The organism is Mycobacterium intermedium (genome assembly GCF_002086275.1).
In the GTDB taxonomy this organism is placed as follows: domain Bacteria; phylum Actinomycetota; class Actinomycetes; order Mycobacteriales; family Mycobacteriaceae; genus Mycobacterium; species Mycobacterium intermedium.
On sequence record NZ_MVHT01000043.1, the window covers coordinates 1 to 26410 of the forward strand.

The window sequence follows — 26410 nt, forward strand, 5'->3', positions numbered from 1 at the left end:
GTGTCAGTCCTGCGACACGCCGAGCGTGACGTACAAACATGCACGCTCGCGGCCAAGAGTGGGTATGTACAGGCAGTAGCACTGTGAGAGGTTTGTCGTTATGGGTCGACTGTTCGGCACCGACGGTGTGCGCGGAGTCGCCAATCGTGAGCTGACCGCCGAGTTGGCCCTGGCACTGGGTGCCGCCGCCGCGCGACACCTGGCCAGTTCGGGCGAACCGGGCCGGCGGGTCGCCGTGATCGGCCGCGACCCGCGGGCCAGCGGCGAAATGCTGGAGGCCGCGGTGATCGCCGGACTCACCAGCGAAGGCGTCGACGCGCTGCGCGTGGGGGTGCTGCCCACCCCCGCCGTGGCCTACCTGACCGGCGCTTATGACGCCGACTTCGGGGTGATGATCTCGGCGTCACACAATCCGATGCCCGACAACGGCATCAAGATCTTCGGGCCGGGTGGCCACAAGCTGGACGACGACACCGAGGACCAGATCGAAAACCTGGTCGCCGCCGGGCCGGGACTGCGACCCGTCGGGGCGGGGATAGGCCGAGTCATCGAGGCCGAGGACGCCGCCGACCGTTACCTGCGCCAAGTCAGCAAGGCCAGCACCACTCCGCTGGACGGGCTGACCGTGGTCGTCGACTGCGCGCACGGCGCCGCGTCGTTGGCGGCACCGCGCGCCTACCGCGCCGCCGGTGCCCGGGTCATCGCGATCAACGCCGAGCCCAACGGACTCAACATCAACGACGGCTGCGGATCGACCCACTTGGATTCGCTGCGGGCGGCGGTCATCGCCCACCGCGCGGACCTGGGACTGGCGCACGACGGAGATGCCGACCGGTGCCTGGCCGTGGACGCCAACGGCGACCTCGTCGATGGCGACGCCATCATGGTGGTGCTCGCGCTGGCGATGAAAGAGGCCGGCGAACTGGCCGCCAATACGTTGGTGACCACGGTGATGAGCAACCTGGGCCTGCATCTGGCGATGCGCTCGGCCGGCGTCGAGGTGCGGACCACCGCCGTCGGCGACCGCTACGTCCTGGAGGAACTGCGCGCGGGTGACTACAGCCTGGGCGGGGAGCAGTCCGGTCACATCGTGATGCCCGCGTTGGGCTCCACCGGCGACGGCATCGTCACCGGCCTGCGCCTCATGGCGCGCATGGTGGAAACCGGCTCGACCCTGGCCGACCTGGCGTCGGCGATGCAGTCGTTGCCGCAGGTGCTGATCAACGTTCACGTTGCCGACAAGGCCACCGCGGCCGTCGCGCCCTCGGTGCAGAGCGCGGTCGACCGCGCCGCCGCCGAGTTAGGCGACAGCGGGCGAATTCTATTGCGCCCCTCTGGAACCGAACCCATGATCCGCGTGATGGTGGAGGCCGCGGACGAGGATGTTGCCCAGCGGCTGGCCACCACCGTGGCGGACGCGGTAAGCAGCGCAAGCTAATTCGCGATCACCTGGAACCATTCGGGCGGGTTCCGGCGTCGAACCAGGCATGAGACTCGATAGTGCCGCGCTGCGTGCGGTAGCGGACCGGTTCAGTGCTGCGGCCGACCTGATCGACGACGCCGTCGTAAACCACTTGGCGCGGTTGATGTTTGACGGCGCTCGCGCCGGCCGCGTGCACGCGGCGCGCGGTGACGCGCTGCGCGTGAACCTCGACCGGCTGGCCGGCGAATTGTCGCATTGGTCGCGTGCTGCGCGCGAGATCGCCGCGGCGCTGCGAGCCGGTGCCGAACGCTACGCCGATGCCGACGGGTACGCCGCGGCGCGGATCACCTGAGCGTGGCGGCATGGCTGGATGTCGCCGGTCGACTGGCCGAGGGCCGTCCCGCGGTGGAGCGCACGCAAAGCTATGTGCAGGCCTGCGAACGTGTCGGTTGCGTGGCCCCTGACCTCGATGTCGCCGACGAATACGGCAGCGAGGAGGGGCTTGACCTGCGCGCACTCGACGATGACTGCGCCCGGCTGCGCGCCGCGGGCGCGGCGGTCATGGAAGCCCTGCGGATGCAACGCGCGCAGGTTGCCGAGTTGGCGGCGGCGTGGAGCGGGCCGGGAGCTGACGCGGCGGTCGCATTTCTGCAGCGCCATTGCGACACCGCGAACGCGATAGCGACCGAAATCCGCGCGGCCGCGCAGCGCTGCGAGTCGCTGCGCGACAACCTTTGGCGGTTAGTCGATGCAAAAGTCGCCGCGGCCATTGAAATCGACGATCGGAGCGCGGCGCAGCGGCCGGACTGGTTGGCCGCCGTCGCCGCCGTGTCGACCGGGGCGGGCGACCACCAGACCGCCGAGGCGGTGGTCCGTCAACAGGTAAATCCCTACGTGCACAACGACATCGGCAACGACTGGTACGACGCGATGCGATCGGCACGGACGGGAGTCGCGGCCTACTACGACATGGTCAACGACCGGTTGGCCGGCGCGCCGGCCGCATCCTTCGAGATTCCCGGCGATCTGGGCCCGGCAGGCGGCCCATCGGTTCGGCCGGCGGTCGGGCGCCCAACTTTCGGCGTCGCAGCGCCTTCAGCGCCCGCAGGATTCGGTGGTCGGCCGGCGGATCCCGGCCCGCCCATCGGCACTGCGATGCAGCCGTCGGCCACCAGCCCCCCAGCGACTACCGATGTTCCGCTACCCCAGCCATTTTCGGGTTTGGGGAGCGCTGGCGGGTTAGGTGGGCTGGGTGCGATCGCCGGACGGATCATCGACACGATGGGTGACGCGGTGGGCGGTGCGCTGGCGCCGAGCGACCCGGGCGATGCCGATTCATTCGACGGCGACGGCGACGGCGACGGCGACGACGCCGAGGACGACCACGACGACGACAACAACGACGACGACCGGCGCCCACGAAGCCACCATGATTTGAAGGAGTCCGACAAGGCCGACCGCGCCCATGCCGCAGCGACGCCGCACGCCGTCACCCAGGCGCCCGGCACCGCCGAACCGTCAGCCGGTCCGACTCAGGTCGTGACGCCGCCCGCGCCGCCGGACGCTGCTACCCCGTGTGAGATCGCGGCGGACGAGCTTCCGAAGGCAGGGCAATGAGACGCGTCACGGCCGCAGCTGCAGCAGCTCTTCGACAAACCGAACCGCTTCGCGGGGGTCGTTTGTCACCGGCCTGACCAGCAGTGTCGTCACCCCGGCCGCGGCACAGGCGGCCAGGCGTTCGGCGACGAATCCGCGCGGGCCGATCAGCGACAGGTCGCGCGCCAAGTCGTTGGGCACCGCGTCGATCGCCTCCGACTTGCGGCCGGCCAGATAGAGCTCCTGGATCCGGTCGGCGGCGGCGCCGAACCCGTAGCGGGTCGCCAGGTTGTGGTAGAAATTGCGGCCCTTGGCGCCCATCCCGCCGATGTACAACGCCAACGTCGGTTTGGTCAAGGCCAGTCGGTCGCCGACGTCGTCGCCGATGGCCAGCGAGGTACCCACCATGACGTCGAGCGCGCCCAGTGCGGGATCGCGCTTCGCGGCCCCGGCCGCCAGGGCGTCACCCCACACCGACTCGGCCCGCTCGGGCAGGAAGAACACGGGCTGCCAGCCATCGGCGATCTCGGCCGTCAGCTCCACATTCTTCGGCCCCAGTGCGGCGATCGAGATCGGAATATGCTCGCGCACGGGATGATTGATGATCTTGAGGGCCTTGCCCAGCCCGGTTCCACGATCCGCGGGCAACGGGATCTGGTAGTGCTTGCCGGCGTATTGCACCCGTTCCCGTCGCCACACCTGCCGGCAGATCTCCACCAGCTCGCGGGTGCGGCCCAGCGGGGCGTCGAACGGGACGCCGTGAAATCCCTCGACCACCTGCGGACCGGAGGTGCCGATGCCGAGGTTGAACCGGCCGTCGGAGACGTAGTCCAGGCCCGCGGCGGTCATTGCCAGCAGCGATGGAGTGCGCGTATAGATGGGAAACACCGCCGAAAGCAAGTCGACACTTGACGTTTTGGCGGCCAAATAACCGAGCTGACTGACACCGTCGAAAGCATAGGCTTCGGCGACCGCTGCAACCTCGATTCCGGATTTCTCGAGTTCGACCACTTGAGCGACGGCCTCTTTGAATCCACCGGCATATCCAAGCGCAACACCAATTCGCATATTAAAACTCTACACACCCGGTATCGTGCAAAACGCAACCACCCAGATGGAGGCGGAATGCGAAGAATTAGTGCGCTCGTGGCGGCGCTGACGGTGGCGGTGACGGCGCTGTCGTCGGTGGGCGGGGCGGCGGCCGAGCCGGTCGGAGGCTTTGCCGCCGTTCCCGACGTCATCGCGGGCACCAGTCCAGATGGTTTGGGCACCTGGTCAGTTCGGTATCAGCGGGTGGAGGGCGGCGATCCGGCGATCGCCAAGGCGATCAACGACGTGATCGACGCGGAGGCCCGGGGCCAGGTCGCCACTTACGAACCCAGCGCGTCCAAGACGCACAAGTGGACGTTTAATTCCACGGGAACGCTGTCTTTTCGCTCGATCACGGCGTCCGAACTATTCGTCGGGGACTACTCCACCGATATGCCAAACATGCCGTTTCACGCTGTCGCGACGCGTGTATTCGACACCCGCAGCGGGATCCTCTTATCCTGGGACAACATTTTCGTGGATAAACAGGCTGGTTTGCTGCGATTATCCGACCAGACCAAGGAGATTCTGCCCACCGTGTATGCGGCCCCGCGCGCGGGCTGGCAATTCGGCGACGAAATAGCGCCGGTCGATGCCAATTTTAAGTACTGGATACCCGCCGCGCGCGGCATCGAGCTGCACTTCCCCGACTACCAGTTCGGCCGCGGCCTACCGGTCATCACCGTGCCGTGGGCGAAGATCATCGACCTCGTCGCACCCGAATTCGTCGCGATTGCAGGGTGACCCCGGCGCCGGGGGTGGGTCAGACCCGCCGGGCGACGCGGGGGGTGAAGCACCCGTGGAAACTCAGCGGCAGGTGATGCCGCAACCGGCCGGTGTAGACGGGTCCGGCGTCCAGCTTCCTGGCGTCCAGCACCAGCAGGTTGGCGGTGTTGTTGATCCCGTCCTGGGTGGGGACCAGCAGCCAGCCGTCGTCTTCGTCGGTGCCGCCGGGCCGCGGGGCGAAGACGCCCTCCTGCGGCAGGTGGCCCGGTGGCAGCCGGTATGTAACCGCGGCGCCGGATACGTTGTCCACCTTGGCGATGGCGTTCGGAAGGACGCTCGCGTCGAGGCCCGTGGCCAGATACGTGTAACGGCTGCGCTGTCCGGTGCGCGACAGGTTGAAGGTGGGGAACTCGCCGGTGGCGTCGGAGAATCGCTCCTGGGTGACTTTGCCCGATCGGGTGATCCGCATCCGCAGCAGATGTCCGCCGTAGGGCACGCTGCCCATCTGGTCCAGGGATTGCACCGCCGAGAGCTGGCCGTTGAGTTGCTCCCACGACGCGTGGTAGTTGACCATTTCCACCACGGTGTCGTTGCGGTCCTCGTAGGCGTTGACCAGGTGCAGGTGCAACGTCGGATCCGTGTGTAACACAAGCGGTTTCCCACCGCTGCGCGGCATCAGGCCGATCATCGTTCCGCGCTTCGCGTCGTATTGGATGGCGTCGATGAAGTTGCGTACCCCCAGACCCGCCCCGATGAACATGTCGATCGGAAAGATCAGCGGCGGCACCACGAACACCATGTTTCGCGCGGTGAGCCCGACGTCGTGGTTGAACATCGGGCCCGGCAACGTGAGGTGCCCCAGCCGGTGTAATTTTCCGGCGCGATCGACCCGGTAACAGATCAGCTTGGGAATCGGGAACATCGCCAGGCCGAAGTTGAACATGTCCCCGGTGGCGCGGTCCCACTTCGGATGCGCCGAGAAGGCGCCGAGCCACCGGAGTTTGCCGCCGAACCTGTCGATGCCGATGGTGTCGAGAGTGTCCGGATCGATCTCGGTCGGCGGACCACCCTCCCAAAGTGCCAGCAGCTTTCCCGCGTGCATGACAACTCCGGTGTTTGCGACGTTGGCCGGGAAGCGTAGCGCGTTGGCCAGCAGCCCTCCGGGCCGCATCGTCCCGAGCGTGCGAAACGGAATTTCCTGTGATTCCAGTGACTTTCGGTAGTGCTCGGTCTGGATGTACCGGTTGCGGTAGTGCACGGCGCCGTCGGCGAAGGCGAACATGGACAGCATGCCGTCGCCGTCGAAAAGGTGGCCAAGGGGGTGGCCACCGGCATCCAGCTTTCCCGGGCCGTTGCGGTACAGCGTGCCGCGCAGCTCGACCGGCAGGGTGCCCTCGTAATCGTCGATGACGTAGTCGTGTTCGTCGTAGAGCGGGGCGTAGACGGTGAGGCTGCTTTCCGGGACGCTCGGACTGACCATTGGTGCTCCTAGTCGATCGGGACGGTCTGAGGGCGGGGTGGGCGCACCCGCAACGTGCAGGACAGCCCGGGCAGGTGCGGATCGAACTCGAGGGGGATCGCCGAGTTTCGGTCGAAGACCCGCTCACACGCGGCCTTGCATGCCATCAGGCACGAATTTTCCTGGGCCGCGGTCAATCCCGTCGACGTGTGCATTGCGCACTCGGGGATTTCGTACACCAGGGTGCCGTCGGGTTCCACCCCGGATCGGTGGATCGGGCCCACCAGGAAGGTGGCGAAGCCGACCCCGGCGTCGAGCACCGCGGGGTACATTCCGGGTGGCACGATCCTGACCGCGTTGAACGCCGGCAGCAGGAAACGCAGCCAGCGCTGCAGCCGATGGGCGACCGCCGAGGAGACCAGCTCGTTGACGTCGTCGCGTGGTAGCTCGCGAACGAGTAGTCCGGTCGCCCATTCCAATTCGCGGACAAACTGCCCGTACCGCCGGCGCCACGACTCCCGGGGGGATTCCGGTCGCCTCGTCCGGCGACCACGCGGCGCGGTCACCGCCGCCCAGCCGGCCTCGACGGCGGCCCGATCGTCGACGACCAGCCGCAGGATGGGGAGCAACAATGATTCGGGTATGTCCCCGACGGCGCGCAGCATCGAACGCATGATCAGGTCGTCGCGGACCGCCGTGAGCGATTTCAGGAGATTTTCCTGCGTCAACGTGGTCACGGGATCTCGACCTTTCCGGCCTTCCAGCGACCGTCGATCTTCTGCATCGTCATGACGATGCGGCTGCGGTCGACGCGCGGGTTCGGGACGTCGGTGTTGGTGACGGTCTGGTCGACGAACAGCAGGACTACGACCTGAGTCTCGGTGGCGGACTTGATCGCCGAGTCGACGACGACACCGTGGCCGGTGGCCTTGTGGTCGATCAGTAGCTGCCGCAGCTTGGAGCTGGATTGGCTGTAGAGATCCCGGAATTCGCCCGTTGCGCCGTCCAGGACGGCGTTGAAATTCGCGTCGAGATTGTTGCTGTCGACTGACGTCAGGGTGACCGCGTAGCTGGTGGCCACCTTCAGCGCCGCCTCGCCGGCGGCTTGGACGTTGCGGGCGTGGTAGTACTGCCACATGAAGTAGCCGGTCGCCGCCGCGAGTGTGACGATCAGCAACGCCAGGGCGGCGGTCATGGTGCGCCGGAATCGATTTCGTGGTGGTGCGCCGGGCTCCGCGCTCGCGGCAACCGCTGTGGCGGCCTGGACCTCTTCGCGTTCATCGCACAGGCTGGTGGTCATCGGCAATCTCCTCGCTCCGGCGTTACCATTGGCCGCCCCGGCGTTGCGGCTCGGACTCCGGGGGCAGCACCGGGCCCCCGTAAGGCAGTGGAATCGTGTGCGGCCCGACGGGCGTGGGATCGGTGCGGCGAAGCGGGTCCCAGCCCGGCGGCGGGTTGGCCGTGTCGTCGCCGGGGGGCCGTGGGGCGTTACGCGCGCCGCGGACCAGCACACCCGGATCGTCATTGAGGCAGTAGGTGTTCACATAGGGCTCGGGATAGTTCGGGATGAACGGCACGTCGCGCGGATGCGGGTAGTCGCACAGGTAGCGGGGGTAGATTCCGGCGATCGCCCAGATGGCACCGCCATGCATCAGCGTGGTGATGCCATCCAGCAGCGGTGGCCGGTTGTCGCCGAACAACTGGCCCAACGCCGGAACTCGGACGTAGGCGAGTTGGGCGACGGTGGTCAGGTTGCCCAGCAGTGCCGCCATGACGGGGGAGTTTTCGGCGATCACCTGATCAACCGTGGACAGCAGGCGCGGGGTCTCGTCCAGCATGCGCCGCACACCGCCGTCCCTGGCCTCGACGCCGGCCAGCGTGGCGCGCAGGTTGTCGGACAGGGCGTCCAGTCCCGCGGTGGACTCGTTGATGATCCGGAACACCGAACGGCTGCTGCGCAGCAGCGTCATCGTCTGCGGCAGCACTCCGTCGAGCGTGGAGATGAGCAGCGCGCCGCCGGTGAGCAGATCGCGCAGCCGCTGTGGCCCCTCTTCGCTGACGCCCAGCTCGTCGATGACCGCTTTCAGCTTGGGCGGATCGATCTGCGCCAACAGCCCGTCGACGTTCTGCAGCAGCCGCGAGATGGGAATCGGTGTGGTGGTTTGGCTTTCGGCGATCACGGCACCGTTGGTGAGCATTGGTCCACCGGTGCGCGCCGGCTCGAAGTCCAGGTACTGCTCACCGGCGGGGGACAGCCCCGACACGCGGACGGTCGTGCCGTCGCGCGGAATCCGGACGTGCCCATCGATGCGCGCGGTGACCCGAACCCCATGGTCGGCCAGGTCGACCGATTGCACTCGGCCGATCGGCACGCCACGCAGGGTCACGTCCTGGTTGGCAAGCAGGCCGCCGGATTCGGCGAGCTGAACCTCGACCACAATCTGACTCGCGAGTGGATTGTCGCGCAGCGCACCGAAAGTGAGGTAGGCGACACCGACGACGACCAGCGCGACCTGAGCCAGCACCGAAAGAAGAAGCCGAGACGCAACGGCGGAACGCACCACTCTGACGGTGAATGCGGCGACGGGTTCGACCAGATTCATCGGCGCGGGCCCCATATCCGGTCGCGGTCCGGGCCCCACACCCGGTCGCCCAGCTGGGTGAGGACGAACCTCAGCGACCCGACCAGGTTTTCCCAATCGGCCCACTTCGGCCCGTGGAAACCTGGGTCACCCAGATGGTTCTTGTCCGGGATGTGGCCGAGCGCGATTTGCTGCAGGTCGACATCCGAGTGAGTTGCATTGGCACTGAACAGTTTCAGCGTCGGAGGCAGTACCCGCAGCAGGTTGGACATGGTGACGCGTGGATCGACGGCGACGTCGTTGAACGAACGGGACAGCTCGTTCAGATCGTGGATGAGGCTGCGGGTGTCGGTGCCGGCGATGGACGGGAACCGCTGTAGCTGGCGGGTGACCGAGGACAATCGGTCAACCAGATCCACGATCGTGGCGGTGTTGTCGGCGATCACCATCAGCGCGGGTGCCGACGACGTCAGCAGATCGTCGATCGAATCGCGCCTGGTGTTCAGCTCGTCGGCGAGCGCCGCGGTCTGCTTCATCACCGCGCGGATATCTTCGGCGCGCGCCGACATGGTGGTCACCAGGGCCCGTGATTCGCGGATCATCGCGGCCAGCCCTTCGCCCTGGTGTCCGACCGCGGAGCCCACCCCGTTGAGTGCTTTGGTGAGGTTGCGAATCACCCCGCCGTTGACCAGCATCGAACTCGAGGCCAGGACCTGTTCGACGGTGGTTGCCGCCACCGTCGACGCGAGCGGGATGGTGTCGCCGTCGTGTAGGACGGCGCCCGTGGCCCCGGCGGTTTCCGGCTCGCGCAGCGCCACGAAGATGTCCCCGAGTGGTGTAGCCGAACGCAATTCGGCGGTAGTGCCTACCGGTAGTCGCACGCTGTCGAGGATTCGCATGCCGACCACGGCGGTGTAGTGCTCGGCGGACATCGACACCACCTCGCCGACGTCGGCTCCGCCGAGCCGCACCTTGGCCCGATCGGGCAGGTTGAGCGCGTTGGAGAATACGGCCGTGAGGTGGTAGCCGGCACCGCCGATTCCGGGGGCGGGCAGCGGCAGCTTCTCCACGCCGACCGAACATCCGGCGACCAGCACCGCGCACAGCGCCGCCGGCGCAACGGTGTGCGCGACTCGGCGGGTCAGTACGCGGCGGGCGATCACTTGCCGAGCCTCGTCATCGCTTCCAGCACCGAGGTCAAGCCGAAATCGGGCCCGAGATCACGGATTGTCCCCGTGCGGCAGCCGAGTTGGCGCAGTCCCAGGATGTTGCAGACTTCCTTGGTCATCGAGCTGTCGAAGAACACCGAGTCGAAATGGGCACCGACCCGCAGCATGCCGTTGTCCGGATCGATCGCCGCGGCGACGTTGTCGATTGCCAGCGGCGCGACGTCGAAGACCTCGGCCAGCTCGCGGCGATAGTCGACCAACGCCTTGGTGAAGTCGTTGCTGCTCTGCAGCGTGGCCGCCAGGTTCTCGCCGTTGTCGCCGAGCAGGCGGTTCAACTGTTCGAGCACCTGGTTGAGTCGGCGTCCGGTCTGCCCCCGGCCGACGTTCTCCTCGGCCAGGATGTCGCTGAGTTGGCGGATGTTGGAACCGAACTCGCGTACCAAGGCCTCGTTCTGCGCCGCGGAATCGGTGAGTCTGCTCAAGTTGGTCACCACGGTGGTGAGGTTCTGCCGGGTTGCCTGGCCACCGTCGTCGCCGGTACGCAACGCCGCCGAGAGCGCGCCGAGCGCAGATTTGATCCGTTCGCCACTGGTGGACGTGATATCCGAGGTTGCGTTGAGGATGTCGGCCATCGGTCCGCCGCCGGCACCGTCGCCGTGCATCGCGGTGCCGAGCTTGTCGAGCATCTTCAGCACTCGGTCGAACTCGATGGGCGTCCTGGTCCGGCGCAGGCTCAACACGGCGCCGTCGGCCAGCGTCGGGCCCCCCCGATAGGGCGGGGTCAGTTCCACGTGGCGGTCGGTGAGGATCGAGGTGCCGACCGTCACCGCCGTGACATCGCTGGGGATCTGCACCTTGGCGTCCACGTCGAGGACGACTTCGACGTAGTCGTTCTTCGGGCTGATCGAGCCGACGCGTCCGACCGGCATACCCAGCACCGCAACGATATTCCCGGTGTAGAGGCCGATCGTGTTGTCGAACTGTGCGGTGATCGTCAGGTGCCTGGGCGCCACGCTGGGCCACAGTGAGTAGCCGGCGCCGAGCACAGTTGCCGCCAGCACGGCGAGTAAGGCGATCCGGCGTATGAGTCTCTTGCTCATTCGCAGTCCTTGAAGTACTGGTAACGCTCCGGCCAATTCCATTGCTGCGCCCGACCGCTGATCGCGCACATCCAGGAATCCACCATCAGGCCACCGGGAAGCGCGAAATCCAGAAACGGCCCCGTTCCACTGGCGTTGGCCACGTTTCGCATCGCGATCGGCATGGTTTGAAACAGGTTGCGCAACAACGGATCGTGGTTTCCGATCAGCGCGGTGACCTGACGGATCTCGGTGAGCAGCGTGTCGATCTGGGCGCTGTTACCGACGGTGAGCTCGTGCGTGGTGTTCACCAGGTTTGTCGCGGCCTGCAGCAGTCGCATGACCGCGTCGCGCCGGGCGACGATCTCACCGAACAGGTCATGGCCCTGCTTGATCAGCGCCTTGAGGTCGTCCTGCTGCCGTCCCAGGATGTCGGCCACCGTCGCGGTGCTGCGTAGCAACTCCGCGATCTGGCCTCGGCGGGAAGTGATTACCTGCGAGAGCATTTCGATGTTGGTCATCGCGTCGGGCAGGATCGACGGTAGGCCCCTCAACTGCTTGGATACGGTCTGCATCGAGTCGGCGAACTGCTCGGCGTTCACCGGCTCGAAGGTGTTGGTCGAATCCTGTAGCACCTGCTGCAAGTCGTAGGGAACCATGGTGTGTGCCAAGGTGATTCGTCGGTCGGCCAGCGGTCCGTCGCCGGCCGGCTTCAATTCCACATAGCGGGCGCCGAGCACCGTGCTCAACTTGATCGCCGCCCTGGTCTGCGATCGAAGCGACACGTCAGGCCGGATTTTCATCGTCACCACGACGTGGTCGCCGGCCAGCGAGGTGTCGTCGACCGTGCCCACCGGCACCCCGGCGATGCTCACGTCGTCGCCCGGCCGGATGCCCGCCGCCTGCACGAATTCGGCCACATACGTCGTCTTGCCGAGGTGCAACGAGGTCAGCATGGTGCTGGCCGCCACCAGCGCGGCGAGCGTGAGCACCGCACCGAGGCCCAGCCACGCGGTGTTGAGGTCCTCGAGGACCCGCTTGCGTCGCCGTGTTGCCATCTCGTTCACCTGCACTGCGCCGAATATTTGCGCTGGCCACCGGGAGTGGCCGCGTTGACGATGCTGGGCACGATCGGCTTGAGGAAGTTGAGCAGCGTGAAGTTGAAGTCGCAGGCCTGTGCGCTCATGGCGGTGCTGTCGCCGGTGATGCGGGCCACGCCCTTGAGGACGGCCGGCAGGTTGGCGCCCAGGGTGGCGAATTGCTCCTGGTCGGCAATGATGGTCCGCAGCAGCCCCGGCTGACGGTTGAGGGTGTCTTCCAGATCCGGGCGCGTTGCGGTCATGATCGTCGAAATATGTTCGACCACAGTGGAAATCGACCTCACCGAGGTGACCAGCTCGTCGCGGCGCACGTTCAGCCCCGCCACCACCGCACGGACCTGCGTCAACGTGGTCTCCAGCTGTTTGCCCTGGCTCGCCAGGTTGTGGGTTACCGCGTTGAGGCTGTTGATGAGCTGGCCCAGGAGGTCGTCGGGGCCGGACATCGACTGGGCGAGGTGTGATGTCTCGGCGATCAGCAGCGTCAACGAATTCGAGTCGCCCTGCAGCGCTTTGATCAGCGCGTTGGACAGATTCCCTCGGTTGTCGGGATCGAGCAGCGTGAAGAGCGGTTCGAAGCCGTTGAGCAGTTCGGTCACGTCGAACGAGGGCTCCGTGTGATCGAGGGGGATCGTCGCGTCCGGGGCGAGCAGGTCCGGCTGGCCGAAATCGGCCAGTGACAGGCTGAGATAGCGTTGCCCGATGATGTTCTGGTAGACCACGGCTACTTTGGTGTTGCCGTAAACGGGTTGGCGGCGTTCAATCCGGAAACGCACCCGTGCGAGATCCCCGGAGAGGTCGATGTCGTCGACCCGTCCCACCCGGACACCCGCCATCCGCACGTCGGACCCGGCGCGCAGCCCGGTGACATCGGTGAAGGTCGCGGTGTAGCTGGCCGTCGGTCCAGCGACGTCGCGGCGCAGGGTGACGAAGATGATCCAGGTGAGTGCGAAGCAGGACGTGAGGAATGCGACGAGCCAGGCGAGCTGGCGTCGGTGCGTGCTCATGGCGTCCCCCGAGGGTCCGGCTCGGGCACGAAAGCCGCTGGCGGCGGCGGAGTTTGGGCGGCACCGGTCAGAAGCTGTTCGGCCACGTTCGCCGGCGGCGGCAGGACGGTGCCCGGCGGGGGAACGTACGCGCGGGGATCGGGGAGTCCGTGGGTGTCCACCACCGGCGTCGTCTCGGGTGCGGTGACGCAGCTGGGTCCCCGCAACTCCCCATACACCGGACAGTCGGAGCGCGTGTAGAGCCGCAGTGGAGCCAGCGCCACCACAAGCTTGAAGGTGAAGCCCACCTTCGTGCCGGTGCGGGTCCACAACTCGTCGAAGAACTTGTCGACAACGTTGTTGATTCCCAATGCGATTGCCGGAAACTTGGCGGAGTGATCGGCCAGTACGCCGACGACCGGCGTGAGTTGGGTGGTGATCGCCAGTAACTGGTCGGCGTGGTTGTTCAGCCCGGTGTCGACGGTGCCGACGGTGTGCTGCGCCCCGGTCAGCAGGCCCTCGAGCGCGGTCTGCTTCTCGGCGATGGTTCGCATCGGCACCACGGCGTTGTGCAACGCGTCCACCAGATCGGGCGCCGAACCGCGCAGCGCATCGATCGCGGATTCCCACGTTGCCAGGGTGGGCAACTCGTCGGTTTCGGTGTTCAGCCGGTTCAGCTCGGTGGCGATGCGATTCAGGCCCGCGGCGGCAGAAGTCAGCGCCGGTCCCTTACCCGCGGTCGCGTCGGCGAGCGCGCGCATCAGTCCCAGCGTGTGGTCGCCGCCGGGGCGGCCGACGGCCGCGACCACATCACGCAGCTTGGCCAGCGTGGTCTGGAACAGCTGCGTCGGCAGGGTGTGATCCTCGGCGATGGTGGCCCCGGGTCGGATCGGCGACGCCGGACCGTTGTCGACCAGCTGCACCGACGACACCGCAAAGGCGTTACTCGGCACGATTCGGGCGGTCACACTGTTCGGGATGCCTTGTGCCCGTGCCGGATCGATGTCGATGTGGACCCGGTTGGCGCCACCTCCGGTCGCGGGCGTGACGTCGCGGACGGCACCCACCAGCACACCCCGGAACTTGACGTCCGATTTCGGCGGCAGCCCGTCACCGACGGTGCTCAGCACCGCGGTGACCGCGACGCGCCCGTCCAGCCTGCCCTGAGACTTCGCCAGCAACAGGTAACCCACCAGCACGCACACCAGCAGAAAGGCCGTTCCGGTGACCCGCAGCATCGGCATCGACGGACCGCGCCCGTCGAGGTCGAATTTGTTCGGCATCAGCCCCCCAGCCTTCCGCCCGCGTCGACGCCCCAAAACGCCATGGTGAGAAGCATGTTGACGCTGACCATCACGGTGATGCTGGCGCGCATCGCCCGTCCCGCCGCGATGCCGACGCCACGCGGTCCGCCGCTGGCGTAGTAGCCGTAATAGCACTGCAGCGTGGACATGATGGTGACGAAGACGGCGACCTTGATGACGGCGAACGCCATGTCGCGGGCGCTGAGCATGAGCCCGAAGTAGTGCAGATAGGTGCCCGACCCCTGCCCACTGGCCAGAAAGATGACGAACTGGCAGACCAGGAAGTTCAGGCACAGGCAGACCACGAAAAGCGGGACGACGGCCAGCGCGGACGCCAGCACCCGGGTGGTCACCAGAAAGGGGATGGGCCGGATCGCCACCGACTCGAGGGCGTCGATCTCCTCGGAGATCCGCATCGCGCCCAATTGGGCCGTGAAGCGGCACCCGGCCTGGATCGCGAAGCCGAGTGATGCCATCATCGGCGCGATTTCGCGCACGCTGGCCAGCGCGGTGATCAGCCCGGTCGCCGGTCCCAGTCCGAGCAGGTTGAGCGCGTTGTAGCCCTCGATCGCCACCACGGCTCCGCCGGCCGCCCCGTTGATCAGCACCACGCCGGCAGTGCCTCCGCCGACGACGATCGAACCGTTGCCCCAGGTGACGTCGGAGAGCAACCGGAAGAATTCGCGCGGATACCGGCGCAGCACGAGTGGCACGCTGGCCAGCGTCTGAAAGAAGAATGCCACCATGTGACCGATCCGGGCCACCTGGTCGCCGGCCTCGACGACGGCGGACACGACCGGACGTACGCCGACGGGATAGTAGGTGGCTGCCATGATCAGAAACTGGTCTTGGGGAACAAGATCAAATACATCTGGCTCATCAGCACGTTGACCAGCAGCAGTACCAGAACGGATTGCACGACGGCGGCGTTTACCGAGTTGGCCACCCCGGCCGGGCCGCCACGAGCGTCCAGGCCCTTGTAACACGAGATGATCGCGACGATGGCGCCGAAGACCACCGCCTTGAGCAGGGTCAGGATCAGGTCGTCCACGGTGGCGAACGAGGAAAAGGTCGCGGTGTAGCTGCCCGGGGTGCCGCCTTGCAGCATGACCGTGAACGCGTATCCGGCCAAAAACCCGATGAAGCAGGCGAATCCGGTCAACGCGGTGGCGATCAGCATGCTGGCCGCCAGGCGGGGCACCACCAGGCGCCGGATCACCGACACCCCCATCACCTCCATGGCGTCGGTCTCTTCCCGGATCTTGCGGGAGCCGAGGTCCGCGCCCGTCGCCGACCCGACCGCCGCCGCCATCAGGACGGCGGCGACCAGTGGGGCGCCCTGCCGCAGGACCGCCAGGCCGTTGGCCGCCCCGGCCAGCGATGTGGCGCCGAGTTGCCCTGCCAGCAAGCTGAATTGGATCGCCAGGGTGACGCTGAGCGGCACGGCGATGAACAGCGTCGGTACCGCCGCGGTGCGCGCCATGAAGGTGGCCTGCTCCACGAATTCGCCGAACGGAAAACGGGCCCGGGCCAGGTCGATGAAGAAGTACTGGAAGGCCCGCACCGCGAGCACACACTGTCCGCCGACCGTGCGCAGCGCTGTGATCGGGTGGCGGTCGACGTAGCCGGTGGACCACCCGATGATCTCATGGGTCGACGAATCCAGCCGGTTCTCCTGCGCGGCAACGCCTTCCGTCATTGCGGCGTCCGGGACGGCTCCAGCACTAGGGAAAGCCGCTTGAGTCCGCGCAGCATGAAGCTGGGCTCGTACTCGAAGTCGTTGTCCGCGGTCAACGTCACGGCGGCGAACCGGTGGGCCAGTTCCTGCAACCCGATTGCGGCTTCCAGTCGCGCCAGGGTTGCGCCGAGGCAGGCGTGGATGCCGTGCCCGAAGGCCAAGTGGGTCTTGGCGTTCGGGCGCTCGGGATTGAAGTCGTCGGCGTCGTCGAACTGGGCTTCGTCGCGATTCGCCGACGCGAAGCCCAGCACCACCAGTGAGCCCGCGGGGATGGTCACGCCGCCGAGTTCGGTCTCGGCCTTGGTGATCCGGAACATGGTCTGGACGGGGGACAGGAAGCGCAGCGCCTCTTCGACGAACGCGCCGGCCCGCTCGGCGGGGTTCTCCCGCAGCCAGTCCCACCACTTCGGCGATTGCCCCGCCAGCAGCAGCGACCCCGACAGCAGCTTGGTCGTCGTCTCGTTGCCGGCGATCAACAGTTGCTGGATGATGCTCAGCGCCGCGCCGGTGCTCAGCGGCTCGTCGTCGCTCTCGGCGGTGTGTGCGGTGGTGAGCCCGGTGAGCAGGTCGTCCTTCGGATCGGCGCGGCGGTCGTCGAGTTGGGCGGCGAAGTAGCGCTGGAACTCGAGCAGACTGCGCGCCTGTTCGAGCCGGCCCTCGTCATCGAGTTCGGCGCCGACGGTCAGGGCGAACTGGTCGGACCACTGTTTGAAGTCGTCGATCCGTTCGTCGGGAACGTTGAGGATGTGCGCGATGACGCGCAGCGGCAGCGGCGCCGCGAACGTGGTGATGAACTCGATCGGGCTGCCGGCGGGCAGTTGTTCGGCGACCTCGGCGGCGATCCGGCGGATCGCCGGCTCCTGTTGGGCGATGAAGCGTGGCGTGAAGGTCCGGGCCACCATCCGCCGGTAGTAGTGGTGCTCGGGCGGGTCGGCGGTGAGCAACGTCGGCACCGGGGGCCAGCCCTCGGCCGCGATCTCTTCGACCGCGGCCGCGATCGATTCCGGCGGCGGCAGCTGCGGCACCCCGAAGTTCGACGAGAACACGTCGTGGTTGGTCAGGGCTTCGGTGACCAGCTCGCGCGAGGTGACGAACCACATGCCCCGGGCGGGCACGAAATGCACCGGCGCCTGCTCCCGCAACGCCCGATAGTGCGGGAACGGGCATTGCAGCGTCTGCGGGTCGAGCGGGTCGAAGTTGTCGGGCGAGGGGGGACCGGCGGCGATGTCCGGATCGGTGGTCGTCTCGGTCACGGTTTCTCCCATACGTCGCTCTTGGCTGGTAGTTAATTGGTGAGCTAATATAATAGTGATCTGAGTCATAGGCAAGATCATGAGGTGATGACATGAAGCGGGTATCTGCGTGCCGACGGCGGTAGTGACCGGCGCGGGAAACGGCATCGGACGTGCGATTTCGCGGCGCCTCGCCGCCTCCGGCGCCCACGTCGTGGTGGTGGACCGGGATGCCGACGCGGCGCGCCGGACCGCCGAGAGCGTCGGCGGGACCGCCGTGGCGTGCGACGTATCCGACGAACGGTCGGTCGCCGGGCTGGCGGAGGTCGTCGAGTCGGTGGATGTGCTGGTGAACAATGCCGGCATCTGGCGATCGCAGACGCTCGACGACAGCACCGTGGCCGACGTGGACGACGTGTTGGGCGTCAACGTGCGGGGCACCTGGCTGGTCACCCGCGCGCTGCTGCCGAAGTTCGGGTCGGCCGGGGGCGCGGTGGTGAACCTGACGTCGGTGCTTGCCGAACTCGGCGGTGTCGGCCGTGGCATCTACCCGGCGTCCAAGGCCGCGCTGGTCGCACTGACCAAGCAGATGGCATCGGAATACGCGGGCCGGCGGATCCGGGTCAATGCGGTCGGTCCCGGCCTGGTGTTGACGGAGGGCACGGCCGCGGAGTTCGGCGACCCCGGCCTTCGGGACGCGGTCGCCGCCGCGATGCCGCTGGGCCGGATCGGTGACCCCGAGGACGTCGCCGCCGCGGTGGCGTTCCTGGCGTCGGACGCCGCCGGGTACGTCACCGGGCAGGTGCTGTACGTGGACGGGGGATGGTCGGTGAACGGTTCGGCGTTCATCGGCACCGCGATCCAGGCTTATCTGGCGGGGCTCGGTGGTGAACCAGTTGGAGGACCCAGTGGTGGGAGGACAACGTGACTGATGTGAGCGTGCGGCGCGAGCCGGCACCGGGCGAGGCTCGTTCGCCGGGGCCGACGGTGCAGGAACTGCTGGCCAAGGACACCCGCGACGTCCCGGCACCGCTGTTGGAGGAGTCCTACGAGTTCCTCGGGTCCGCCGACATCGACAAGGAGCGCTACCTCAGCCGGGACTTCCACCAGCGCGAGGTCGACCGGATGTGGAGCAGGGTGTGGCAGTTCGCCTGCCGCGAGGAGGACATTCCCGAGCCCGGCGATTACATCGTCTACGACGTCGCCGACATCTCGCTGATCGTGGTGCGCACCGGTCCCGGCGAAATCAAGGCTTATCGCAACGCGTGCCTGCACCGCGGCCGGCGGTTGTGCGACGACTCCGGCCACGCCACCCGCTTCCGGTGCCCGTTCCACGGTTTCACCTGGGACCTGCACGGCACCCTGGCCGAGGTGCCGTGCCGCTGGGACTTCCCGCACGTCGACGACCAGGCGTTCGGGTTGCCGCAAGCGCGCACCGGGACGTGGGCCGGCTTCGTGTTCGTCAACCCCGACCCCGACGCCGCGCCGCTGGCCGATTACCTGGGCGATGTGCAGCGGCATCTGGCGCCGTTCAACCTGGAATCCCGATTCAAGGCGGCCCACGTCGCCAAGGTCATCGCCTGCAACTGGAAGGTCGGCCTGGAAGCCTTCATCGAGTCCTACCACGTCATCGCCACGCATCCGCAGTTGCTGGAGTACCTGGGGGACTGCAATACCCAGTACGACATCTACCGCCGCGGCGACGGGCTGCCCGGGTTCAACCGGATGATCACCCCGCAGGCGACCAGCAGCCCACACCTGGGTGAGCCGCTGGACCCCCAGGAGGTGCTCGACGCGATGTTCCGGGATTTCTTCCCCGACGCGGCCGGCAACATCATCGTGCCTGAAGGTCAAGAAGCGCGGCCGGTGGTGGCCGAGGCGATGCGGGCCCGGTTGGCCGAGGCAACCGGCGCCGACCTGTCGGCCGTCAGCGACAGCGAGATCGTGGACGCCATCGAGTATTTCGTGTTCCCGAACCTGGTGCCCTGGGCCGGGGTCGGCGCCCCGTTGACATACCGTTTCCGGCCGTACGGCAACGACCCCGATCAGTGCATCTTCGAGATCATGCTGCTGGCGCCGTTCCCGCCGGGGGTGCCCAAGCCGAAGGCCGCCCCGGCGCACTGGCTGGGGCCGGACGAGGACTACGACGCGGCGCCGGAGTTGGGTGCGTTGTGCGCCGTCTACAACCAGGACCTGGTCAACCTCGCGCAGGTGCAGCGTGGGTTGAAGACCATGACCAAGCCCGGCGTGACGCTGGCCAACTACCAGGAAATTCGGATCCGCCAGTTCCATCAGGACCTCGACGATTATCTGCGGGGCTAGGGCGTGCTGAGCCGGGCGTCGTCGCGATGAGCGATGATGAGTCAGTGACGAGTCCGAACGCCAAGCCACGCCCCGGGCCCGGGCGTCGGGCCGGAATCGACAGCGGCGACACCCGGCAACAAGTCATCGACGCCGCGTGCCGGTGCTTTGCACAGTTCGGCTACGGGCCGGCGACCAACAGCGTGATCGCCGAGATGGCGGGTGTGACGGCGGGTTCGGTGCACTACCACTTCGGCAGCAAGCGGAACCTGTTCGAGGCGGTCTGCGACGACGTCTACGGCAAGATCATCGGGCGGTCGACGGTGGCGATGGCCGGTCCCCGTTCGGTGAGCGGACTGTTGCGGGCGGTGCTCGAGGAATCGATGCGGATCAACCACGAATCGCCGGAGTTGGCCGGTTTCGTCGCCACCGCGCCGATCGACGCGCGGCGCCACCGCGAGCTCACCGATGCGTTTGCCAGGCAGGCGGTGCGGATGACCGAGACGCTGGCCATGGCGGTGCGACAGGGCCAGGAAGGCGGTCTGATTCCGGCCGATCGGGATCCGGTCGAGATCGCACAGATGATCAGCGCCGTCGTCGACGGCTTCGCGCACGCGGCAGCGTCACTGGACCCGCCCGCGATGGACTCGATGACCGAGTTGTTCGAGTCGTTGGTGCTGGACAACGACGTTTCCACGCCGTCCCGGCCCACTCCCGACTAGCGCGCGTCGCTCACCTGCGGCGTTGACACTCCATGGTGACGGCTGTTACAAATTAATTGTTGGACCAACTAATAGATAGATAGGGGCGCCGTGGCCAGTCCCGTTGCCGACATTGGCGTGCAAGCCGCCGTCCTGACGCGGATCTTCACCACCGCCACCCGGATCAAGGTGTGCGACGAGAAGTTCCGCTCCCTGGTGTTGGCCGGCCAGGTCAGCGCGCAGTATTACTCGCCGCGTGGCCAGGAGATCGTCTCGGCCTCGGTCGGGGCGTTGCTGGAGACCACGGACTACGTCGTGACGACCTACCGCGGACTGCACGACCAGCTGGCCAAGGGCGTGCCGATGCCGCAGTTGTGGGCCGAATTCCTGGGCAAGGCGACGGGCACCTGCAAAGGCAAGGGCGGCCCGATGCACATCACCCACCCGGCGTCGGGCCTGATGGTGACCACCGGCATCGTCGGGGGCGGCCTGCCGATCGCGGCGGGTCTGGCGCTGGCCTCCCAGCTGCGGGACGACAAGCGGGTCACCGTGGTCAACTTCGGTGACGGCGCCAGCAACATCGGCGCGTTCCACGAGGCGTGCAACCTCGCGGGCCTGTGGAAGCTGCCCGTGGTGTTCTGCTGCCAGAACAACCGATACGCCGAGCACACCGCGTTCGAGGACGGCACCAGCGCCGAACGGATCGTCGATCGCGCCGTCGGCTACGGCATGCCGGGGGTCCGGGTGGACGGTAACGACCCGGTGGCGATGTACACCGCGGCCAAAGAGGCGGTCGAGCGGGCGCGCCGCGGGGACGGCCCCACCCTGCTCGAGGCGATGACCTTCCGCTTCTACGGCCATCAGATGTCCGACGGCAACGAGTACATGAAGCCCGGCGAACTAGACGCGGCGCGTGCCGCCGATCCGGTCGTGCGGTTCCGGGAGTGGCTGATCGACAACGGCATTCTGACCGCGGCCGAGGTCGAGTCCATCGAGGCCGAGGCCAAGGCCGAGGTCGAGGCCGGGGTGAAATTCGCCTTGGAAAGCCCACCGCCGGACGTGTCCGAACTCTTGACCGACGTATACGAGGAGCAGCTGCCATGACCGCTGCCGCCGTCGACACGGTGCCGATGCTGGGGTTCCAGGCCGTGTGCAGCGCGCTGGACGATGCGCTGACCCGCGACCCCTCCGTGCTGCTGTTGGGCGAGGATATCGCCGATCCCAGCGGGGGCGTGTTCAAGACCTCGGTCGGGCTGTCCACCAAGCACGGCGCGCACCGGGTGCGGGCCACGCCGATCAGTGAGCAGGCGATCGTCGGGGCCGCGATCGGGGCGGCCATCGCGGGAATGCGACCGGTCGCCGAGATCATGCTGATGGACTTCCTCGCGGTCTGCATGGACCAGTTGTCCAACCACGCCGCCAAACTGCGTTACATGTCCGGCGGCCAGACGACGGTGCCGCTGACCATCCGATGCGCGGCCGGCGCCGGAATGCAGTTTGGCGCACAGCATTCGGAGATGCTCGAGGCGTGGCTGACCCACATCCCGGGTATCAAGGTGGTGGTACCCAGCAATCCGGCCGACGCCAAGGGATTGCTGACTGCCGCCATTTTCGACCCGGATCCGTGCGTGGTCATCGAACAGAGCCTGCTGTATTTCGGTCCGCCGCAACCGGTTCCGGCCGGGCACCACGTGGTGCCGCTGGGCAGCGCGGCGACCGTGCGCCCAGGCGCTGACATCACGCTGATCAGTTATGGCCGGCAGGTGCACCAGGCGCTGGCCGCCGCCGAGACCCTGGCCGCGGAGTCCGTTGACGCCGAGGTCATCGACCTGCGGTCGCTGGTGCCGCTGGATGAGAAGACGGTGCTGGAGTCGGTGGCGCGCACCCGGCACGCCGTGGTGATCCACGAGGCGGTGCGCCGCGGCGGGTTCGGCGCCGAAATCGCCGGCCTGATCAACGAGCGTCTGTTCGACGAGTTGGGGGCCCCGGTGCAGCGGGTCGCGGGACCGAACACCCCCATCCCGTACGCCAAGCAACTCGAGGACGCATTCGTCCCCGACGCCGGTGCCATCGTCGCCGCCGCCAGGTCCGCGCTGTCGCGGTCACGCGCGCCGCAGCGAGCGAAGGGGTAACCGGTTGGTCTACGGCATCGCGCAGTCGGCACAGCGGCATCCCGAGGGCATCGCCATAGTCGACGGGTCCGCGGAATGGACCTGGGCACAACTGAATTCGACCCTGAATCGCACGGTCAACTGGCTGGTTTCGGTTAGGCTCCAGCCGGGTGAGCGCATCGCGGTGATGGCCGGCAACAGCGCACACACCGCGATGGCGCACCTGGCGATCACCTACGCGGGGTACTCGGCCGTGCCGGTCAACTACCACCTGACATCCGCCGAGGTCGGGTACATCCTGCGCGATGCGCGCGTGCACACCGTGTTGTGCAGCGATCAGACCGCCGCCACGGTGCGTGCGGCCGACCCCGACGTGCGGGTGGTGGCGTGGGGGCGGCCCGACGTCGCCGGTGTCGACGACTTCGACACCACCGTGTGCGGCGCACACTCCGACGCCGAGCCGTCGGCTGACATCGCGCCGGTCAAGCCGCTGTACTACACCTCGGGTACCACCGGTTTCCCGAAAGGCGTTGAGCTGCCTGACCAGATGTTCCCCGGCGGGGCCTCGATCACCGAGCACGTCGCGCTGGTGGCGGCCTCCCGATTCCGCCCGCCCGGTAAGCACCTGATCGTCGCGCCGTTGCACCACACCGCCCCGATCACGGGCGTCCGAGGCCTGCTCGCGGGCACGCCGGTGGTGATCCTGCCCAAGTTCGACGCGGAGGCGACGCTGGCCGCCATCGAGACGCACCGCATCGAGAGCTCGATGATGGTGCCCACCCACTTTTCCCGAATGTTGGCTCTTCCCGAGGATGTTCGAAATCGATACGACGTGAGCAGCGTGCGCAGCATCGTGCACACCGGGGCCGCGTGCCCGGTGCACGTGAAGCGGGCGATGATCGACTGGTTCGGGCCGGTGCTCCTCGAGGCGTACGGCTCGACCGAGGCGGGCACGATCAGCACCATCACCTCCACCGAGTGGCTGGCCCACCCGGGATCCGTCGGCAAGGCTTCGCCCGGTTACCGCGTCTCCATCCGCACCGAGGACGGCGCGGAGCTGCCCCCGGGTGAGCACGGGCTGGTCTGCGTGGAATCGACCACCGGTCACCGGCCCAGTTACCACGGCGATCGTGAAAAGACCCGGCGCAGCTACGTCGCCGACGGCGTCTTCGCGCTGGGCGAGATCGGCTATCTCGACGACGACGGCTACCTGTACCTCACCGATCGAGCCTCCGACATGGTGGTCAGCGGTGGTGTGAACGTCTACCCGGCCGAGTCCGAGGCGGTGCTGCGCACCCATCCCGCGGTGCGCGACGTCGCCGTGATCGGCATCCCGCACGACGACCTCGGCGAGCAACTGTGTGCGCTGGTGGTCGCCGAGCCCGGCGCCGATGTCGACGCCGCGGAGCTGGTCCAGTGGTGCCGCGATCGGCTGTCGCACTACAAGTGCCCCACACTGCTGGAACTGACCGACGTCGAGCTGCGAACGGCGATGGGCAAGGTCAACAAACGCAAGCTGCGTGACGACTACCTGGCCGCCCGGTGCGCTGGGTCCCGGTTGGGTGACTGATGTCGGTAGCCGAGACTGCTGAGACCACGGGGACATCCGAGACGCCGAAGATGTTCGAGTTCACCGCCGAACAGGATGCTCTGCGGGAGGTGCTGCGCGAATACTTCGCCGCCACCGCGACGCTGGACGGCCGGCTACGTTGGCGGCGGCTACTCACCGAGGTGGGTGCCGACGACATCCTGCTCGGAGGCGACGAATCGGATTCCACCGCAACCGAACTGAGCATCCTGGCCGAGGAAGCCGGGGCCGCGCTGTCGGGCGCTGCGGTGGTCTCGGCGGCCGCGCTGGCCCCGCTGCTCGACGACGACGACTGGGCCTCGGTGGCCGCACCGGTGCGCCCCGGACAGCACGGTGTGTCCGCGGCGATTTCACTGACCGGCTTCGGCGAGCCCCAACACCCTGCGGATGGAACCGCCCAGCCGCTTTGGGATTTCGATGACGACGCGCTGGTCGTGCTCGACGATCATCTCGACGGCGAACCGGTGATCATCGCGTTCGCCGGCGCCACCCTCGGGTTGCAGCGGCTGTCCGGGCTGGACCCGTCGCGGTCGTTGGGCCGCATCACCCGTCGCGACAGCCCGCCGCTGCTGATGCGTGCCGGGGCGGCGGCGGTAGACGCGCTGAGGGCGATCCGGCGGCGCGCTGATCTGGTGATCTCGGCCGAGTTGCTGGGGGTGTCCCAATGGGCGCTGGACGCCACCGTCGAATACGTCGGACAGCGAGTCCAATTCGGCCGGACCGTCGGTTCCTTCCAGGCGATCAAGCATCGGCTGGCCGATCTGCTGGCGCAGGTCGAGCTGGCCCGGTCGGCGGTTTACGGCGCGGCCTGGCAGCTCGAGTACCGGCCGTCGGCGGCCCAGACGGACGTGGATCTGGCGGTTGCCGCGGTGCTGGCGCGGGAGGCCGCCCTCGACGTCACCAAGGCCGCGGTGCAACTGCACGGCGGAATCGGGATCACCTGGGAGCACTGGGCGCATCGGTACCTACGGCGGGCGCATTCGGTGATCGCCCTGACGGGTGCGCCCGGCTTGCACCGCCGCCGGCTGGCGGCGCTGGTGGACGCCCGGGACGGTATCGATGACTGACCGAACCGGCCTCGACGCGCTGCGCGCCGACGCGGACGCATGGGTGCGGGCCAACCTCCCCGAAAACTGGCCGCAGGTAACCGAATCGGACCCGGATGCGGCGCGGCGCTGGTACCAGGCGCTGGCGGGGCGCGGCTGGACGGTGCCCGGCTGGGCGCCCGAGCACGGCGGGGCGGGCCTGGACCCCGCCGCCGCCGCGGTGATCCGCGACGTGCTGGCGAGTCACGACGCCGACCTGCCGGTGCACCATTTCGTGCCGTTGACGCTGATCGGACCGGCCATCATCGCGTGGGGCACCGACGAGCAACGCCGGCGCTACCTGCCGGGCATCGTCAATGGCGCCGACATGTGGTGCCAGTTGTTCAGCGAGCCCGGCGCCGGTTCGGATCTGGCGAGCCTGGCGACCCGGGCGGTACCCACCGACAGCGGGACGTGGATCGTCGACGGCCAGAAGGTCTGGAGTTCGTTCGCCAACCTCTGCCAATACGGGATGCTGCTCGCCCGCACCGACCCCGATCTGCCGAAAAATGCGGGCATCACCTGTTTCCTGGTCGACATGCGGGCGCCCGGCGTGACGGGGCGCCCGCTGCGGCAGATGACCGGCAGCGAACACTTCTGCGAGGTGTTCCTGGAGCGGGTCGAATTGCCCGCCGACAGCATGCTGGGGCCGCTCAATGGCGGCTGGCGAGTGGCGCTTTCGACGTTGACCGCGGAGCGCTCCGGCCTTTCCGAGACCTCCAGCGCCAGCGGCGTGGAGCTGGAGCCCACCCTGGAATTGGCGCGCCGCACCGGCGCGTGGCGCGACGACACGATGCGCGACCGGCTGGCCACGCTGATCGCCAAGGAACGGGCGCTGGGCCTGACCAACCAGCGCCTGCGCGCTCGTCCGGACGCGAAGGGCTCCATCACCAAGTTGCTGCTTTCCGAACTGTCCCAGCGCATCAGCGAGTTGCGGTTCGAGCTGGCCGGCCCCGGTGCCGCGTATTGGGAGGGCGACGCGGGGTCTCCCGAGGCGATGGGCCTGCTGGACAGCCGGCGGCTTACGGTGGCCGGCGGGACCTCGGAGATTCAGCGCAACATCATCGCCGAGCGCGTGCTGGGCTTGGACCGCGAGCCCGACCCCGACCGCGGACGCCCGTGGCGAGAACTACGGCGGGGCTGA

The 26410-nt window shown here is 67.6% G+C and carries 25 protein-coding genes; 12 read left to right on the forward strand and 13 right to left on the reverse strand.

What is annotated here, in order from left to right; all coding sequences use genetic code 11:
• The first annotated feature begins 100 nt into the window (after window positions 1-100).
• The 3 genes from glmM to BST27_RS32450 are packed head-to-tail and all read left to right on the forward strand — an operon-like array spanning window position 101 to window position 3040.
• Window positions 101-1438 (forward strand): phosphoglucosamine mutase, encoded by a 1338-nt coding sequence (gene glmM / locus BST27_RS16040; RefSeq protein ID WP_069417542.1) that lies wholly within the window; start codon window positions 101-103, stop codon window positions 1436-1438.
• A 49-nt stretch (window positions 1439-1487) separates the two neighbouring features.
• Window positions 1488-1775 (forward strand): DUF7162 family protein, encoded by a 288-nt coding sequence (locus BST27_RS16045; RefSeq protein WP_069417541.1) that lies wholly within the window; start codon window positions 1488-1490, stop codon window positions 1773-1775.
• Between the two features lie 2 nt (window positions 1776-1777).
• Window positions 1778-3040, forward strand: a complete 1263-nt coding sequence (locus tag BST27_RS32450) for a hypothetical protein (RefSeq protein WP_069417540.1) — start codon at window positions 1778-1780, stop codon at window positions 3038-3040.
• Between the two features lie 6 nt (window positions 3041-3046).
• Here the strand turns inward: BST27_RS32450 and BST27_RS16055 are convergent, their stop codons facing one another.
• Window positions 3047-4087, reverse strand: coding sequence for an LLM class F420-dependent oxidoreductase (locus tag BST27_RS16055; protein ID WP_069417539.1), 1041 nt, complete (start codon window positions 4085-4087; stop codon window positions 3047-3049).
• Here BST27_RS16055 and BST27_RS16060 point away from each other — a divergent pair.
• Window positions 4031-4852 (forward strand): DUF3298 domain-containing protein, encoded by an 822-nt coding sequence (locus tag BST27_RS16060; protein WP_232007165.1) that lies wholly within the window; start codon window positions 4031-4033, stop codon window positions 4850-4852. The genes BST27_RS16055 and BST27_RS16060 overlap by 57 nt on opposite strands.
• Window positions 4853-4871: 19 nt before the next feature.
• Here the strand turns inward: BST27_RS16060 and BST27_RS16065 are convergent, their stop codons facing one another.
• The 12 genes from BST27_RS16065 to BST27_RS16120 are packed head-to-tail and all read right to left on the reverse strand — an operon-like array spanning window position 4872 to window position 17501.
• On the reverse strand, window positions 4872-6314 hold the full coding sequence (locus BST27_RS16065; RefSeq protein ID WP_069417538.1) for a carotenoid oxygenase family protein: 1443 nt from the start codon (window positions 6312-6314) through the stop codon (window positions 4872-4874).
• An 8-nt stretch (window positions 6315-6322) separates the two neighbouring features.
• Window positions 6323-7030, reverse strand: coding sequence for a hypothetical protein (locus BST27_RS16070; protein WP_069417537.1), 708 nt, complete (start codon window positions 7028-7030; stop codon window positions 6323-6325).
• Window positions 7027-7593, reverse strand: coding sequence for a YfgM family protein (locus BST27_RS16075; RefSeq protein ID WP_069417536.1), 567 nt, complete (start codon window positions 7591-7593; stop codon window positions 7027-7029). Before BST27_RS16075 ends, BST27_RS16070 begins: the two co-directional genes overlap by 4 nt.
• Before the next feature lie 22 nt (window positions 7594-7615).
• A complete protein-coding gene (locus BST27_RS16080) occupies window positions 7616-8890 on the reverse strand; it encodes an MCE family protein (RefSeq protein WP_069417645.1) in 1275 nt (424 codons plus the stop codon).
• Between the two features lie 2 nt (window positions 8891-8892).
• Entirely contained in the window at window positions 8893-10038 is a 1146-nt protein-coding gene (locus BST27_RS16085) for an MlaD family protein (RefSeq protein WP_079219812.1), read from the reverse strand.
• The gene (locus BST27_RS16090; RefSeq protein WP_069417535.1) at window positions 10035-11144 is read right to left on the reverse strand and encodes an MCE family protein; all 1110 of its coding nucleotides are present in this window, start codon (window positions 11142-11144) and stop codon (window positions 10035-10037) included. Before BST27_RS16090 ends, BST27_RS16085 begins: the two co-directional genes overlap by 4 nt.
• The gene (locus tag BST27_RS16095; protein ID WP_069417643.1) at window positions 11141-12181 is read right to left on the reverse strand and encodes an MCE family protein; all 1041 of its coding nucleotides are present in this window, start codon (window positions 12179-12181) and stop codon (window positions 11141-11143) included. Before BST27_RS16095 ends, BST27_RS16090 begins: the two co-directional genes overlap by 4 nt.
• 5 nt (window positions 12182-12186) lie before the next feature.
• On the reverse strand, window positions 12187-13227 hold the full coding sequence (locus BST27_RS16100; RefSeq protein ID WP_069417534.1) for an MlaD family protein: 1041 nt from the start codon (window positions 13225-13227) through the stop codon (window positions 12187-12189).
• Entirely contained in the window at window positions 13224-14489 is a 1266-nt protein-coding gene (locus BST27_RS16105) for an MlaD family protein (protein WP_069417533.1), read from the reverse strand. Before BST27_RS16105 ends, BST27_RS16100 begins: the two co-directional genes overlap by 4 nt.
• Complete coding sequence (locus BST27_RS16110) at window positions 14489-15346, reverse strand: MlaE family ABC transporter permease (RefSeq protein WP_069417642.1); 858 nt, start codon at window positions 15344-15346, stop codon at window positions 14489-14491. The genes BST27_RS16105 and BST27_RS16110 overlap by 1 nt, the downstream gene beginning before the upstream one ends.
• Window positions 15346-16209 carry an MlaE family ABC transporter permease gene (locus tag BST27_RS16115; RefSeq protein ID WP_069417532.1) on the reverse strand — a complete coding sequence of 288 codons (864 nt, stop codon included), beginning with the start codon at window positions 16207-16209 and terminating at the stop codon, window positions 15346-15348. Before BST27_RS16115 ends, BST27_RS16110 begins: the two co-directional genes overlap by 1 nt.
• Window positions 16206-17501 carry a cytochrome P450 gene (locus BST27_RS16120; protein ID WP_170062329.1) on the reverse strand — a complete coding sequence of 432 codons (1296 nt, stop codon included), beginning with the start codon at window positions 17499-17501 and terminating at the stop codon, window positions 16206-16208. Before BST27_RS16120 ends, BST27_RS16115 begins: the two co-directional genes overlap by 4 nt.
• Before the next feature lie 109 nt (window positions 17502-17610).
• On the opposite strand from BST27_RS16120, the gene BST27_RS16125 reads away from it, so the two are divergent.
• From BST27_RS16125 to BST27_RS16160, 8 genes are all read left to right on the forward strand, one after another.
• Entirely contained in the window at window positions 17611-18408 is a 798-nt protein-coding gene (locus BST27_RS16125) for an SDR family NAD(P)-dependent oxidoreductase (protein ID WP_079219815.1), read from the forward strand.
• Window positions 18405-19802: an aromatic ring-hydroxylating oxygenase subunit alpha gene (locus BST27_RS16130; RefSeq protein ID WP_197518062.1), complete on the forward strand. Its 1398-nt coding sequence runs from the start codon at window positions 18405-18407 to the stop codon at window positions 19800-19802. Before BST27_RS16125 ends, BST27_RS16130 begins: the two co-directional genes overlap by 4 nt.
• Before the next feature lie 44 nt (window positions 19803-19846).
• Entirely contained in the window at window positions 19847-20503 is a 657-nt protein-coding gene (locus BST27_RS16135) for a TetR/AcrR family transcriptional regulator (RefSeq protein WP_232007163.1), read from the forward strand.
• Window positions 20504-20593: 90 nt separating this feature from the next.
• Window positions 20594-21586 carry a thiamine pyrophosphate-dependent dehydrogenase E1 component subunit alpha gene (locus BST27_RS16140; RefSeq protein WP_232007161.1) on the forward strand — a complete coding sequence of 331 codons (993 nt, stop codon included), beginning with the start codon at window positions 20594-20596 and terminating at the stop codon, window positions 21584-21586.
• Entirely contained in the window at window positions 21583-22614 is a 1032-nt protein-coding gene (locus tag BST27_RS16145; RefSeq protein WP_069417529.1) for an alpha-ketoacid dehydrogenase subunit beta, read from the forward strand. The genes BST27_RS16140 and BST27_RS16145 overlap by 4 nt, the downstream gene beginning before the upstream one ends.
• Window positions 22615-22618: 4 nt before the next feature.
• On the forward strand, window positions 22619-24163 hold the full coding sequence (locus tag BST27_RS16150; protein ID WP_069417528.1) for an AMP-binding protein: 1545 nt from the start codon (window positions 22619-22621) through the stop codon (window positions 24161-24163).
• A complete protein-coding gene (locus BST27_RS33785) occupies window positions 24163-25248 on the forward strand; it encodes an acyl-CoA dehydrogenase family protein (RefSeq protein WP_249025702.1) in 1086 nt (361 codons plus the stop codon). The genes BST27_RS16150 and BST27_RS33785 overlap by 1 nt, the downstream gene beginning before the upstream one ends.
• A complete protein-coding gene (locus tag BST27_RS16160; RefSeq protein WP_083148543.1) occupies window positions 25241-26410 on the forward strand; it encodes an acyl-CoA dehydrogenase family protein in 1170 nt (389 codons plus the stop codon). The genes BST27_RS33785 and BST27_RS16160 overlap by 8 nt, the downstream gene beginning before the upstream one ends.

Bases quoted from the DNA above. Each gene is read 5' to 3' on its own strand.
- BST27_RS16065 (WP_069417538.1), bottom strand. From the start codon at position 6,314: ATGGTCAGTCCGAGCGTCCCGGAAAGCAGCCTCACCGTCTACGCCCCG.
- BST27_RS16160 (WP_083148543.1), top strand. From the start codon at position 25,241: ATGACTGACCGAACCGGCCTCGACGCGCTGCGCGCCGACGCGGACGCA.
- BST27_RS16055 (WP_069417539.1), bottom strand. From the start codon at position 4,087: ATGCGAATTGGTGTTGCGCTTGGATATGCCGGTGGATTCAAAGAGGCC.
- BST27_RS33785 (WP_249025702.1), top strand. From the start codon at position 24,163: ATGTCGGTAGCCGAGACTGCTGAGACCACGGGGACATCCGAGACGCCG.
- BST27_RS16105 (WP_069417533.1), bottom strand. From the start codon at position 14,489: ATGCCGAACAAATTCGACCTCGACGGGCGCGGTCCGTCGATGCCGATG.
- BST27_RS16100 (WP_069417534.1), bottom strand. From the start codon at position 13,227: ATGAGCACGCACCGACGCCAGCTCGCCTGGCTCGTCGCATTCCTCACG.
- BST27_RS16090 (WP_069417535.1), bottom strand. From the start codon at position 11,144: ATGAGCAAGAGACTCATACGCCGGATCGCCTTACTCGCCGTGCTGGCG.
- glmM (WP_069417542.1), top strand. From the start codon at position 101: ATGGGTCGACTGTTCGGCACCGACGGTGTGCGCGGAGTCGCCAATCGT.
- BST27_RS16115 (WP_069417532.1), bottom strand. From the start codon at position 16,209: ATGACGGAAGGCGTTGCCGCGCAGGAGAACCGGCTGGATTCGTCGACC.
- BST27_RS16145 (WP_069417529.1), top strand. From the start codon at position 21,583: ATGACCGCTGCCGCCGTCGACACGGTGCCGATGCTGGGGTTCCAGGCC.
- BST27_RS16095 (WP_069417643.1), bottom strand. From the start codon at position 12,181: ATGGCAACACGGCGACGCAAGCGGGTCCTCGAGGACCTCAACACCGCG.
- BST27_RS16075 (WP_069417536.1), bottom strand. From the start codon at position 7,593: ATGACCACCAGCCTGTGCGATGAACGCGAAGAGGTCCAGGCCGCCACA.
- BST27_RS16045 (WP_069417541.1), top strand. From the start codon at position 1,488: ATGAGACTCGATAGTGCCGCGCTGCGTGCGGTAGCGGACCGGTTCAGT.